The organism is Vibrio sp. 10N.247.311.12, from assembly GCF_041467515.1.
GTDB lineage: Bacteria > Pseudomonadota > Gammaproteobacteria > Enterobacterales > Vibrionaceae > Vibrio > Vibrio crassostreae_C.
The window spans coordinates 20,924-34,584 of the sequence record NZ_JBFSUV010000056.1 but is presented as its reverse complement, the minus strand read 5'-3'; the positions used below and the strand labels follow the sequence as shown (position 1 = coordinate 34,584).

At 43.4% G+C, this 13,661-nt stretch carries 9 protein-coding genes and 1 pseudogene; 7 read left to right on the top strand and 3 right to left on the bottom strand.

Annotated features, from left to right (window positions below):
* Nucleotides 1–101: 101 nt before the first annotated feature.
* Nucleotides 102–311 (bottom strand): annotated as a pseudogene (locus AB6E30_RS19950) (hypothetical protein); the annotation flags it as partial.
* Nucleotides 312–653: 342 nt separating this feature from the next.
* Between AB6E30_RS19950 and AB6E30_RS19945 the strand changes: the two are divergent.
* On the top strand, nucleotides 654–1,247 hold the full coding sequence (locus AB6E30_RS19945) for a hypothetical protein (protein WP_017061898.1): 594 nt from the start codon (nucleotides 654–656) through the stop codon (nucleotides 1,245–1,247).
* A gap of 230 nt (nucleotides 1,248–1,477) precedes the next feature.
* On the opposite strand, the gene AB6E30_RS19940 is transcribed toward AB6E30_RS19945, so the two are convergent.
* Nucleotides 1,478–1,687, bottom strand: coding sequence for a hypothetical protein (locus tag AB6E30_RS19940; protein WP_004731601.1), 210 nt, complete (start codon nucleotides 1,685–1,687; stop codon nucleotides 1,478–1,480).
* Nucleotides 1,688–2,615: 928 nt separating this feature from the next.
* Here AB6E30_RS19940 and AB6E30_RS19935 point away from each other — a divergent pair.
* From AB6E30_RS19935 to AB6E30_RS19910, 6 genes are all read left to right on the top strand, one after another.
* Complete coding sequence (locus AB6E30_RS19935; RefSeq protein WP_017066720.1) at nucleotides 2,616–3,548, top strand: siderophore ABC transporter substrate-binding protein; 933 nt, start codon at nucleotides 2,616–2,618, stop codon at nucleotides 3,546–3,548.
* Between the two features lie 100 nt (nucleotides 3,549–3,648).
* Complete coding sequence (locus tag AB6E30_RS19930) at nucleotides 3,649–4,602, top strand: ABC transporter permease (RefSeq protein ID WP_017061896.1); 954 nt, start codon at nucleotides 3,649–3,651, stop codon at nucleotides 4,600–4,602.
* Nucleotides 4,595–5,545 carry an iron chelate uptake ABC transporter family permease subunit gene (locus AB6E30_RS19925; protein ID WP_017068462.1) on the top strand — a complete coding sequence of 317 codons (951 nt, stop codon included), beginning with the start codon at nucleotides 4,595–4,597 and terminating at the stop codon, nucleotides 5,543–5,545. Before AB6E30_RS19930 ends, AB6E30_RS19925 begins: the two co-directional genes overlap by 8 nt.
* A 12-nt stretch (nucleotides 5,546–5,557) precedes the next feature.
* Complete coding sequence (locus tag AB6E30_RS19920; RefSeq protein ID WP_017066723.1) at nucleotides 5,558–6,322, top strand: ABC transporter ATP-binding protein; 765 nt, start codon at nucleotides 5,558–5,560, stop codon at nucleotides 6,320–6,322.
* A gap of 310 nt (nucleotides 6,323–6,632) precedes the next feature.
* Nucleotides 6,633–7,658, top strand: a complete 1,026-nt coding sequence (locus AB6E30_RS19915) for an HD-GYP domain-containing protein (protein ID WP_029235511.1) — start codon at nucleotides 6,633–6,635, stop codon at nucleotides 7,656–7,658.
* Between the two features lie 70 nt (nucleotides 7,659–7,728).
* Entirely contained in the window at nucleotides 7,729–12,624 is a 4,896-nt protein-coding gene (locus AB6E30_RS19910; protein WP_372104979.1) for an ATP-binding protein, read from the top strand.
* 94 nt (nucleotides 12,625–12,718) lie between these two features.
* On the opposite strand, the gene AB6E30_RS19905 is transcribed toward AB6E30_RS19910, so the two are convergent.
* Nucleotides 12,719–13,609 (bottom strand): LysR family transcriptional regulator, encoded by an 891-nt coding sequence (locus tag AB6E30_RS19905; RefSeq protein ID WP_372100313.1) that lies wholly within the window; start codon nucleotides 13,607–13,609, stop codon nucleotides 12,719–12,721.
* Between the last annotated feature and the right edge of the window lie 52 nt (nucleotides 13,610–13,661).

Genomic DNA, 13,661 nt, shown 5'->3' with positions numbered 1-13,661 from the left:
TTGTACGGTGGTGTGAGAGGACGGAGGCCGTGAGGCCTCCTCCTACTCGATTATGAGCTCAAAAGTCTCTTTAAGTTTGAACTCTGTGTGGGCGATGAACCTTAAGCTTCAGTACCTTGAATCTTCTCTAATTCAGCGATAGTTGTTTGCGATACAAGCTGACCATCCATGTAATAGGTAACGTTTTGACCGTCTTTGATGCCCGTTAGAGTCGCTGTTTCACCAGATGTATAGACGATGTCCATTTGAATCGTGTTTTCATCGATCTTAATCATCTCACCGGTTTCAATGGTGCGATTGTTCGAAATTGGGCGATGGATACCATTGCTTCTGAACCAATGCTCACGCACTTATGCAAATCGGATTCTTTGTATTCTGAATAGGTCATCTGTTTTCTCATTTCTCGCGCTTGTCTTTCATATGTAAGTAACGACTCCTGTCTGGCGATATCCCCTGAGCGCGTAATGTACGAACTTTCGCCGATAGAGATTTACCATTTTATGCCAAGTGGGTTAATAACTAGCCAAAAGAGAAAGGGCTGAGAGAATTTAACGGCATAGCGAGGTGTAACTGATCAAGTTACCGAAAAAACGAGGGTAATAATGGTATGATCGCGGGCTCAGCACCATAAGTGATAAAGAATAGGAAACAGAATGACTCACCTTACCGAACAGCAAGAAGCTGCAATGGCGACGTTTAAAGAAAACTTACACCTTCCAAATGGTGGCTTTCATAAACTGATTATCGAGCTAAGTAAGGAGTATCAGCTGCCTTTCCAAAAGGTGCGTGCGGTTTTAAAGAAAGCTCAAAAAGATGTTGAACGACAAATACGAGAAGACTTTACCAGCGTTGATGACACAGTACTGAGCCAAGCGAATTGGGTAAACATCATTAAGTCGAAGCTTGTTGACTTAGCGGAAGAAAACCAAACGGTCATGGATAAGCTGCAACAAAACCTGAAGTATCAAAAAGTGTTGTCGGCAACCGAGGGTTCAATCGCAAGCGAAGACGAACGTGACGAGTTGATTGAAGAGTTGATTCAAGCTTATGAGAAAGAGGTGTTCAAACCGTTACTGGCGATGTTGCATACAACGAAGCTGTATTGGAAGTTAATGCTGGTGGATGAGACATGTAAGATGAATGAGGAGAATCGTGAGAAGTTCAGTGATTACCCTCAACACATGCAAGCTGCAGAACACTTATATACTCTTGATCAGAAGTTAAGGTCGATGCCGTTAACTTATTAGTCCATGAATGCACTGATAATGACTCAATGGTGATTTAGAGTTTGATATAAGTTGGTTTCAATAGAAGTACGATAACCTAGCTAGCGTTAGCCGCGTGTGTAATGCAAAAAGGGCTAGGTTTCAGATCTGTTTTACTTCTACTCTATTTTGTTCTGCTAGAGCGAATTGAGGGTGACATCTTTTACATCTTTGGGACTAGATGGTGTTTCTTTTGTAGCCTTTGGGAAATGCTATAGGAGTGTGAAATGTCCTAGGGTGTTTCCGTTGCCTGAAACGATAGTTCCGATGCTTTCTCGTTCATTAAATTCAAAGTCGATGAGATAGCTGTGATGTTGTAGCTTGGGCAATATGTGGCGGTGGAGTATATCGCTATTGAGCTGTCGAATCTCGGTGACCCATGAAATCTCTTCTTTGTGTAAATCTATTTTAATCTTGAGCATTTATTACCTTTTAGTTTATTGACTGTTTTTTCGCGTGATAGTTGGTACCAATGGGTTTGTCGTGTTGTTCTGCGTGACATAACTGTGCCTTGTGTTTATTACATTTGTATTTAAGTGCTCGATCTATTCTGACTTCGCTGACAAAAGAGCAAATGACGATAGATCGGTAGTAGGATCGAATTTAAAAGCTATTGAATGACTATCTGGGTGAAAGCTGACGCAGAGATGGTGTAACGAGGGAATCGAGAACTGTCTATGTGGAACTTGGACTTACTTTAGCATTAACAGCTCTATAGATTAGAGCCAGGTGGCGAACTATACGCCTAGTTTTCAAAATTACAACCCTATTTTGAATTAAATTCAAAAATATTTTTGGGTGATTTACCATCGGTTACTGAAGGTTAAATGAGCGAAGGTCAGGGATTTGACCATGATATCTGACTGAGTCTTGGCTTTTCAGCTGTTCGTATTCGTTGTCATTAGTGGGTTTAATTGATCAGCTAATTTGGTGATGATTAAGTCTCTGTTGTATATGATCTTTACATTGTAAATTACAATCCATGATTTTGGGGTTCAGCGTTGTAATTACAGGGTTTTTGGGTGCTTTCCCCATCTGTTTTTTTCTTCAGGTTGATGAGTATTTTCCTCTTCGCGTCTTTTTGATATTTCTGATTCCTAATACCTCTCCTGACTACGCAAAATATGAATACTCACTTTTACGTTTCTGAATAATAAAGTTGTTGTATCGCCAATTTAGTGCAAATATAATTGATAATAGTTCTCACTTGCGTTACAAGTTTGTTGTCAATCCAATGACAGACTTTAAATTATCGTTATTTAGCAGTTGTGTACGCCCCATGCTCGTCTATGAGTAATGTGACTTTCATTGTCATGAGTGGTGGTTTGTATCAATGGCAAAGGAAGAAACATGAAGAAAACAATCAATTCAGTTCGCCAGTTATTGAGCGGGCTTGCCATCGTTCTAGCATCATCATTCATGATGACCGCGCATGCGGAAACCGTCACCATTGAGCATGTGAAAGGCACAGCGCAATTTACTGAAGTACCACAGCGAGTGGTGGTTCTAGGCCACGGTAGCTTAGACGTGCTCGATAAAATTGGTGTACAGCCAGTTGGCGCGCCTCATAGCTTGCTGCCTGATTACCTAGCTTCGTACAAAGATACGACGGCAAATACAGGCTCTTTAAGCGAACCTGATTTTGAAGCTATCTACATGTTGAAGCCTGACATCATCATCGCGGAAAACCGCATGCTTAAGGTTTACGACAAACTGGCACAAATTGCTCCTACTGTCATGTTTTCTATTGAAGGCGACAAGTACTGGGCTGATGCTCAGCAAAACTGGCGTGTGCTAGGCGACATCTTTGGTAAGCAAGCTGAAGTCGAAGCGATCATTAAAGAGACTCAAGCTTCTATCACAGCGGTAAACGACAAAGTAGCGTCTGACGAAACTTCAGCAATGATGCTAATGAACAACGGTAACAACATTGCGATGTTCAACAAAGGCAGCCGTTTCTCAATCATCTTTGATGACTTTGGTTTCGTGGAATCAAAGAGTGCAACTGTGGCTCCGATCAAAGGAACACACGGCAACCTAATCTCTTTTGAATACATTGCTGATGCAAAACCGGAAGTGCTTTACGTGCTTGACCGCGAAAAAGCGATTGGCAAATCAGAAGGTCGCGCTCAACAACTGTTTGATAACCCACTGGTTGCGGCAACACCTGCAGCGCAGCACGGCAATATCGTTTACCTTGATTCAAGTGCTTGGTATCTGGCTGGTGGCGGTGTGACGGCGATTCACAGAATGATTAGTGACATTGAACGTACGATTCAATAGTTACTAACCATCAGATTTTCGGGCTTATAAGAGTGTTCTTATAAGCCCTTTTTCACTTTTTTATACGGGCTACCCGAGACCTACCTTTAGTATTATTTCTATGTTGAAACCCATTGCAGCTGCTGTATTTCTTGTTGTGTTATGCGTTGCGTCATTGATGATTGGAGTCGCTGAAATCAGTTTTAGTGACTTTTTCAATGGCAACCAACACGCCAACTCTATTTATATTGTTAGTCGGATCCCTCGACTACTCGCGATCGTGCTTGCCGGAGCGGGATTGAGTGTTTCTGGCTTGATCATGCAGCAAATCGTACAGAACAAGTTTGCCGCGCCTTCGACGATGGGCACCATTGACTGTGCGATGTTGGGTTACATTGTCGGCATTCTAGTGCTAGGCAATGCTGCGCAATGGAGCTACTTAGGCTTTATCTTCGCGTTTGCAGTGTTTGGCACCATGCTATTGGTTCGCTTCCTACAACACCTCAAGTTTAAGAACGCGGTATTGGTGCCTTTGATTGGCATTATGTATGGCAACGTTGTTTCGTCTCTAACAACCTTTATTGCTTATAAGTACGACTTAGTACAAACCATGTCGGCATGGACTATGGCGAACTTTGCGAGCGTGTTGCAGGGCAGCTATGAAATCCTTTATCTCGCGGTGCCTGCTTGTGTATTGGCTTACTATTTCGCGAGCCAGTTCAGTGCGGCGAGCATCGGTGAGAGCTTCGCGAAAAACATCGGTTTGAATTATCAGAAGATCGTCTTCATTGGTGTTGCGTTAGTGGCTATCAGTGCCTCCTCTGTGGTGATGATCGTTGGTGTTATCCCATTCCTTGGCCTTATCGTGCCGAATATCGTGTCGCTGATGATGGGCGATAACATGAAGAAGATTCTGCCTTGGACTGCCTACTGGGGGGTGATCTTGGTGTTGGCTTGTGACCTGCTAGCTCGAATCGTCATCTTCCCTTATGAGATTCCAATCTCGATGGTAATCAGCATCTTTGGTGGCATGATTTTTATTTACCTAATCATGAGAGACAAGTCGAATGCGTGATTCAGTAAAAATTGCGATTCTGGCTATCGCGTCTTTGGGTATGACAGCGCTATTCATCGGGCAGGGGCTGACGTGGGATAACTACGAGTTCTTCTTGTCTCTGCGCCTACCAAAATTGCTGTCGATTGTGTTGGCGGCGGTAGCGATCTCGGCGTCGTCATTGGTTTTCCAAACCATTACTAATAACCGAATTCTAACCCCCTCCATCTTGGGCTTTGACAGCTTGTATATGCTGGTACAAACGGTACTTCTGTTTGTGTTTGGCAGTGCTAGCTTCTGGGTGATTGACTCGATCGCAAACTTTTCGATGTCTGTGACTGTGATGATCTTGTTCTCGTTTGCTCTGTTCCATTTCTACTTTAAGAGCAAGCGAAACAACGTATTCACACTGCTGTTGATAGGCATCGTGTGTGGCAGCGTATTCTCGAGTTTGTCTAACTTCTTGGCGATGTTGATTGACCCGAACGAGTTCGCGGTGCTGCAGAATGTGATGTTCGCAAGTTTCAATAACGTGAAAGGCGAGTTGGTTTACCTCAGCCTTATTCCTTTGGGTTTGAGCTTGCTTGGCCTTTGGTTGTTAGCGCCTAAGCTTGATGTACTTTGGCTTGGTGTTGATAACGCAACAAGCTTGGGTGTGAACACCAAACGACTGACTCAGATTACCTTGGTGATTGTGTCAGTGATGGTCGCGGTATCGACTGCTTTGGTTGGCCCAGTGCTGTTCTTTGGTTTAATCACCGTGAGCTTAGCTCGTCAGATATTCAAATCTTATCAACATCGTGTGCTTATCATCGCAAGCAGTTTGTTAGCGGTCGTTCTATTGGTTTCAGGCCAATGGTTTATCGAAAAAGTAATGGCGTTTGAAACCACAGTGAGTGTGATCATTAACTTGGTCGGTGGTTTGTATTTTATGTTCTTGTTGTTACGCACCAGAATTCAGTAAAGGTAGTAAGTAGTGATTAAATTAACAGGTTTAACTAAGAAGTATGGCAAGTCACTCGTGGTTGATGATGCCAGTGCTATGTTCCCGAAAGGCGAAGTGACTTCTATCATTGGCCCAAATGGTGCGGGTAAAAGTACACTGCTTTCAATGGCGAGCCGCTTAACAGACAGCGACGCGGGTGAAGTGGTCATTGGCGATAAGTTACTGGCTGAGTGGGATACCAAAGAGCTAGCGAAGCACCTTGCCGTGTTAAGACAATCAAATAACATCAACATGCGATTTACGATTCGTGAATTGGTCTGTTTTGGTCGTTTCCCACACTCTCAAGGTCGCTTGAAAGACGAAGATCATAAGATCGTCGATACAGCACTAGAACACCTTGGCATTACTGACATCCAAAACAAATACCTTGATGAGTTGAGTGGCGGTCAGCGTCAAATGGCGTTTATCGCGATGGTTGTGGCGCAAGATACGGATTATGTGTTCTTAGATGAGCCTCTGAACAATCTTGATATTAAACACTCGGTCGAAATTATGCAGACGTTGCGTCGTTTAGCGCATGAGTTCAATAAAGCGGTCGTTATCGTGATTCATGACATCAACTTCGCTTCTTGTTACTCAGATAACATTGTTGCGATGAAGAAAGGCAAAGTGGTTAAGTCGGGTAAGGTTTCGGAAGTGGTTGAAAAATCAGTGATGGAGTCTATCTACGAGATCCCATTTGAGATTCGTGAGTTCGATGGTGTTCGAATCTGTATGTATTATTCTGGTCGTTAGATTACTGAATAACTCGGTTGTTTTGCTTTCTAGCCGTTGAACGAAAAGAGCTCCCATATGAGGAGCTCTTTTTGTTTTCGGATAGTATCTGTGTTGTTAGTGAAATGTTACAATGCAAAGGTAATTCCCCTTGTATAATAATAACTTAACTGACGTAATATTGACTGGTCGTACTTCTAATAACGCCAGTTTGAAGTCACTCACAGATCTACTCTTCATTTTTGAAAATCAATTGCTTTTTTTTCTACTTAACCTCTGGAAATCGTTCTACACTAGGGTTATAACTGTTTGATTTGTATACGAGGTATCAATGAGTCGGAAACCTATAGTGTTAGTCGTGGATGACACCCCAAGTAACTTGGATGTGTTAACGGCAATACTCAAAGATACTTATCAAGTGAAAGTAGCGATTAACGGCACAATTGGTATCAAGATCGCGAAGATGGTGCCGCAGCCAGACCTTATCCTCCTTGATATCATGATGCCTGACATCGATGGTTACGAGGTGTGCCGCCAACTTAAAGCTCAGCCGAATACGGCTCACATTCCTATCATTTTCGTGACCGCCACAATTGGTCCAGAAGCCGAAGTAAAAGGACTCTCCTTGGGGGCTGTCGATTACCTAACCAAGCCGATAACCCCTGCAATTGCACTCCAGCGTGTGAAAACGCATATCGCACTTTATGACCAACAACGCGCGTTGTTTAGTCAGGTAAAAGAGAAAACTCAAGAGATCAATCTCGGTAAGCTAGAAACACTGAACATACTGGGTAGAGCTGCTGAATTTAAAGACAATGAAACAGGCATGCACGTTAAGCGTATGAGTCACTACTGTGAAGTGCTAGCTAAAGCCTTGGGAATGACTGACGAAGATGCCGAGACGTTGCGTGATGCAGCACCAATGCATGATATTGGCAAGATCGGTATTCCTGATAGCGTATTACTCAAGCCGGGTAAATTGGACGCCGACGAGTGGACAATTATGCAAAAGCATGTCGAATATGGTGTTGATATACTTGGTAGGCAGAGTGATTCCAAACTGATGCGTATGGCTATTCAGGTGGCGCAATATCATCACGAAAAATGGGATGGCAGTGGTTATCCAAACCAGATAGCTGGTGAAGGTATCCCATTGGTTGGAAGAATTGCGGCTGTTGCTGATGTGTTTGATGCCCTGACCGCAGAGCGCCCTTATAAAAAAGCTTGGAGTATTGATGAGGCGCTGAACTTGTTTGAAGAACAGAAAGGCAAACATTTTGATCCAACTATCGTTGATGTGTTTTTTCTGAAGTTACCTGAGATTCTAGCAATTAAAGAGAAATTTAGAGATGAGTGATGGCTTGATGTTGTCGCTAAATCGTTTGGTTGTTTTTCTGGTCATTACACTTGTGGTGTGGTCGCTGCTAATGCGATCTACGAATGCTGCTGAGGTAACAGATACTGAGTTAAATCAGTGGTTGGGAAACCAACCAACGGTAACTTTTGTTGTCTTGGCCAACCATTATCCTTACTCATTCATCGATGATGATGGGCAGGTTTCTGGGATCATCAAAGATTGGACATTAGATCTTGAACAGCGTTTTGGTGTTCATGTTCGGTTTGTCACAGTTAACTCGCGTGTCGAGGCTAAAGCCGCGTTAGTCGACGGGCGAGGCGATGTATTTCCATTCCAACAGTTCGACCCAAGTGAAGGTGGCCGTTTTCTTGCGAGTGCTCCCTATATTCCTTATCAGGTCGCAGTGATTGTTCCCATCGACAACAAACTCGATGGAAACCTAGATCAAAATAATAAACGCCGTATTGCGATGGTTAACGAAAATATCGATTTGGAGCGAGCCGGTGTCAAATTGAGTTCTATTGAGCGAGTGAATTTTGATAACGTTATTGATGCAGTACGTGCGTTAGGGGCCGGGGATGTCGAAGGCATGGTCGGTGAACCTATCACCACTATGGATCTTGCGAAAAAGATTGGCGTTCATGATTTAGCGGTAAATTATGTTCTGGAGCATTGGAAAAGGTTTGAAGCATCAATGGTGATTCGAACCGATGAACCAGAACTGCTGACGCTAATCAACAAACAGATTGAAACCTTCGACGTTGATAACAAGAACAAGATTTTATCGAAGTGGCTAGACAGTTCCCCCTATCGAGTGCCGCTAAAAGGCGTGTTTGGCTTTGGTAACCCTCCGTATATTTACCCAGACAGCACCGCAGTCGGGCTACAGTACGACATTCTTCAGCGTGCACTGAATGACATGGGATATAAACTAGGTGACGTTGTCACACTTCCACCTAGCGCCGCTAAAAAAGCCATCGATAACAATAATTCTATAGCCTTTGTTTCTGGTGTTCAGTTTGATGATCCTAATGCGCACTTTTTAAGTGATAACGTTTTTAATGTTGAGTTTGTTCCTGTTTCACTAACTCGCCGCAAACTCCAACTTCAATCCCCAAAAGACCTATCATTAGGGGCGTTATTGTTCGACGAAACATCCACAATTAAAAACTCTGTTGAAGTTCTGAAGAGTAAGTTAGACATTGATCGTATTGAAGATTACGAAGATCTTGAATCAGCATTCTCGCAGTTGAGGGCTCAAAATGTTGACCTGCTAATGGTTGAACGAAGAGTGCTAGAGTGGTTTATCACCAACACTCGTTTTATTGAAATGGCAGAGCTAACGCTACATGACGAGTATAAAGTTGAGTATCCGATCTATGTGGACTTTAAGAGTGAAGAAATCAGAGATAGCTTCAATGCCGCAATTAAAAGGCTTAAACAGGAGGATGACGGCTTAAACCAAATTATCGAGATGCAGGTTCAGAGTGATTTAAGCCTAGTCCTTAAAAAAGCGAATATTATCGCGCAAATATCTGCGTATTTTATCGTCAACGACCGCTTTGAAGAGTTGACGGAAGTGTTTGAAATTTTCGACACGGACAGTTCTTTTCAGGTGATCACCGCACAAGCGGATAACAATAGTCGCCCGATCAAATCTTGGTACATAGGCAACCTAGTTGATCAATATGGAGAGAAGAAAAATACCTCTCACTTTTCATCAGTCACCAAGGTGGCGAATTATAGGACCAAGGGAGGGAGTATCAACTCTGGTTCGATGACTTTCTACTTTGATGTTAATTCGTTAGAGCGGAACCATGTTTATTTTCCATCTGTCGAACAATTTAGTTCATTCGGAGATGCGGTGAAACGCTATATTGCGGATGTTTATCAAGCGAGTAACTTGACTGGAGAGATCCTAAATCTAAGCCAAAAAGAGAGGGCGTGGATTAAAGATAATCCGGATGTACGTATAGGTATCGATCCGAATTCGTTACCTTATGAAGCGGTATCCAATACCGGTGAATACATCGGGATGATTGATGATTATCTAACGCTGATTGAACAAAAAACAGGGCTAAGTATTCAGCATGTTGACGTGGCGAATTGGTCTGAGACCCGAAGCTTGGTTGATCATCATGAAGTGGAACTGGTCTCAGCAGCTCAAGAGAATCGTTCGTTAGGAGATAACGTCAAAGCAGCTAAAAGCTTGTTTTCAAGTCGTTTGGCCATTGCATCGAGAAGAGACGTTAGTAGCTTGGTACTTGAAGAAGCTGATGGTTGGAAAATCGGTATATTGAAGAATGCGGCAAATACTAACGCGATTTTAGATAAGTACCCGAACGTTGAGTGGGTAGAGGTAGAATCCACGGCCGATGGGCTCAACCGATTGGATGATAAAACCTTAGACGGCATGGTCGACACTGTTGATGTCCTCAATTACCTCATTGATTCATTTGGCTATCGAGGGGTTGGTATCATCGGCCGGTTAGACTTCTTCCTGTCGCCAACTCTGCATGTCATCAAATCTGAACCTTTGCTTTATTCGATTGTGAATAAGGCGATTGAGAGTATTTCTGCTGAAGAACATCAAAAGATATCGGCGAAGTGGGCGGCGCCCAAAGCGATAGAAAGAGTTGATTATCAATTGGTTTACACTATTTCGGTTTTTTCTCTGGTGATCCTTCTTCTTATTATTTTCTGGAATCGTAAATTAGCGAAGCAGATCAGTATTGCTAAGGAAGCGACCGAAGCTCTGGAAAAGGCGCAGAACCAACTCTACAACATGCTAAATAGCTCTCCAATTGCAGCTAGTGTGGTATTTGAAGAAGAGGTTCGTTACGCGAACGATACGGCAAAACGTTTGTTTGGCGTGGAAGATCAGGCGTTGTCTTCTATCGACGTTGCCGCTATCCATGACTCGCTGAGCGTTCGTGATGGCGTGCATGAAGAGCTCGACCTTAACGGTAAAGTTGAAAATAGGGAGTTAGTACTCAGAAAGTCTGATGGAACCCGATTTGTTGCTTTGGTCAGTTACTATCTTTTTGAGATTGATGGTGAAGTCGCCACACTATTTTGGGCATTCGATATTTCAGAAATGAAGCGCCTTAACGAACAATTGGAAGAAGAGAAACAGAGAGCCGATTTGGCGAGCCAAGCTAAATCGGAATTCTTAGCCAATATGAGCCATGAGATAAGAACCCCAATGAACGCCATTATTGGCTTGTCTTATCTGGCGATTGGCGAAATATCTAATCCTGTCGCTCGAAATTATATTGAGAAAGTGCACCGTTCTGGCCATTCGTTACTCGGTATCATCAATGACATCCTTGATTTTTCAAAGATAGAAGCTGGGCAACTTGTTATTGATAACGTCCCGTTTGATCCCGCAACGACTTTTAAAGATGTGATTGAGTTGATGGAATCGAAAGCAGCTGAGAAACAACTCAATTTGTCGATGGTCATCGACCCAGAGTTAGACACGCCACTGCAAGGCGATCCCTTGAGGTTGTTCCAAGTCATACTCAACCTTGTGGGCAACGCGATTAAGTTTACGGAACAAGGCAGCGTAGCATTAACGGTGGAGCATGTTGACTCGAACGACAGCAGCCTAACCATGAGAGTGAGTGTGATGGATACCGGGATAGGCATTTTGGATGAGAACCGTCACAAGCTGTTTGAAGCCTTTAGCCAAGCGGATACCACAACGACACGTCGGTTTGGCGGTACAGGGCTTGGGCTCAACATTAGCCAGAAATTAGTTCATGCGATGGGCAGTCAAATTACGGTAGAGAGTGTTTACGGGCAAGGCAGTGAGTTCTCCTTTGTACTGACATTGCCACGCTCAAGCTCGGATGCGTTAGCCGACTTCAAAGCTCAAGAGTTGCAACTGGATTATCAGATAGAGTTCAAAGGGCAAAGAGTGCTATTGGTTGAAGACAATGAGCTGAACCAAGATCTCGCCTTAGCATTTTTCAGTCGCTCTAAATTAAATGCCGATCTTGCTGAAAACGGAAAGGAAGCGCTGGAGTTAGCTAAAAACAACGACTACGAAATAATCTTCATGGATCTTCAAATGCCGATTATGGACGGCTTTGAAGCTACCCGTTTGATTCGTGAATTCGATATAGATGTACCGATTATTGCAATGTCAGCCAATGTTTTTGCTGATGCGAAACAACGAGCGAGGGCGTCGGGCATCACGGACTTCTTGGATAAGCCTATTGTTATTGATAAAGCGATGTCTTTGATTACTCGATACATTGTTCCTGAGGTCTTAGTTGAAGGTCGAGCGCCATCAGACACCTCTTCAGATGCGATCCAGACAGGTGATTCTGGTGAGAGTGCGGAATTGCACTCCGATCCCCAAATTGAGCCGCCTGTTTTCTCTCAGTCGAGGTTTGAGCAACTGACTTATCATGATGTGAAGCTGCAAGCCAAAATGCTTGATAGGTTCTGCCAAGGATCGCCAGACATTATGTCGGATGCTTTTGATAACTTAGTACAAGGCGACTGGGAGACGTTAGAGCGTAATCTACATACCTTAAAAAGCATGGCAGCTTCGATTGGTGGATTGCGATTGGCAGAGTTACTCAGTGATTTAGAAAGCAAAGCGCATAACAAGGCGTGTGATGAAGCAGATCTTAAGCAAGGCGAACTTGGGTTAATCGAACTGATTAAAGCAGTTGAGATCAGCTTTGATGTGTCTGGTGTTGGGGGATTCAATACGACAAGTACTGAAGAAGCCGATGCGAGTCTTGCTGATACCTCTGATTCACCGAGCATCACGTCAGAACAGCATGCTCAGTTGCTATCACTGCTGGATGCTTATGATAACGATGCAACTCAATATGTGACTGAGTTACTGGCACAGTATCCACATTCTGTTGTTCTCAAAGATGTTCGAAGTGCGTTAGATAATTATGACTTTGAACGAGCAAAAGAGGGGTTTGGCGCTTCTGAGTAGTTGTCTTTTATAAATATCACTTCAACATTAAAGCCTTTAGCTCTTATAGAGAAATAACTAGCTAGCTAAAGGCTTTAAATCTATCTATACCGAACTAACGACTCACGTTCTGTTTGATTAGCTCAACAACCGTATCGTATCGGTGCGGCAGTTTTCGGTTTCGTTTTTGAACCAGATACAGCGTTTCCTCTACTTCTACCTTTGGCGGCACAACGTGTAGCTTGTCTCTATCTGGGAAGTGTTCAACCGCGCCAGCCGGTAACACGGTAAAACCTAATCCTTTTGATACGGGTAGCAAGATCTGGTGAAGCTGATTGATGTAGCCAGATCTTGGTATCTCATTAACGTTGATGTTCGCTAAGTCTTTATCTCCGCAAAGGTCGAAATACAAAGACAGGTAGTGAGCAGAATCTGGATGCGCAATAAGGCCAATGTCGTGCAGTACTTGTGGTGTTATCTCTAAGTGAGCCAGACTGCTGTGAACGATGAGGCAGAGTGCTTCTTTACCAATGACTTGGCTTTGATAGTAACTGTCGTTTGGGGAGTGCCTAACAATGCCGATATCGGTGGTGCCTTGGATCAGGTCGTTCAATATCTTTTTGTTCGGTGCCGCTTCTAGGTTGATGCTGAGGTCTTGATGTTGCTGCTGCAGTTCAAGAAGCTTGGGATACAGACGCAAAGAGAGTGAGCCAGAGCAAGACAAGTGACATTGCCCTGCATAAGGATTGTCAAAACTCAGAGATTCGAATAAATCTTCTTGGTCTTTTTCTAGCTTGAGCGCGTAGCGATACATAATCCGACCCTGTTCGGTCAGCTCGAAGCTTTTATTTTCCCGAGAAAGCAGGTCACAATTGCAAGCTTGTTCAAGCTTCTTGATGTGCTGGCTCACTCCTGGTTGTGTCATGTACAACTTTTCTGCGGTTTGGGTGAAATGTCCAACTTCAACCAGAGTCTTAAATGTATTGAGCCAAAGTGGATTGATCATACTCACCTTCAAATGCTAAAGCCTATAAATAACAGAAAATTATTATTATCTT

What these genes read in the sequence shown, in the direction of transcription:
- AB6E30_RS19945 (WP_017061898.1), top strand. Translation starts at nt 654, where the DNA reads ATGACTCACCTTACCGAACAGCAAGAAGCTGCAATGGCGACGTTTAAA.
- AB6E30_RS19940 (WP_004731601.1), bottom strand. Translation starts at nt 1,687, where the DNA reads ATGCTCAAGATTAAAATAGATTTACACAAAGAAGAGATTTCATGGGTC.
- AB6E30_RS19935 (WP_017066720.1), top strand. Translation starts at nt 2,616, where the DNA reads ATGAAGAAAACAATCAATTCAGTTCGCCAGTTATTGAGCGGGCTTGCC.
- AB6E30_RS19930 (WP_017061896.1), top strand. Translation starts at nt 3,649, where the DNA reads ATGTTGAAACCCATTGCAGCTGCTGTATTTCTTGTTGTGTTATGCGTT.
- AB6E30_RS19925 (WP_017068462.1), top strand. Translation starts at nt 4,595, where the DNA reads ATGCGTGATTCAGTAAAAATTGCGATTCTGGCTATCGCGTCTTTGGGT.
- AB6E30_RS19915 (WP_029235511.1), top strand. Translation starts at nt 6,633, where the DNA reads ATGAGTCGGAAACCTATAGTGTTAGTCGTGGATGACACCCCAAGTAAC.
- AB6E30_RS19910 (WP_372104979.1), top strand. Translation starts at nt 7,729, where the DNA reads ATGCGATCTACGAATGCTGCTGAGGTAACAGATACTGAGTTAAATCAG.
- AB6E30_RS19905 (WP_372100313.1), bottom strand. Translation starts at nt 13,609, where the DNA reads ATGATCAATCCACTTTGGCTCAATACATTTAAGACTCTGGTTGAAGTT.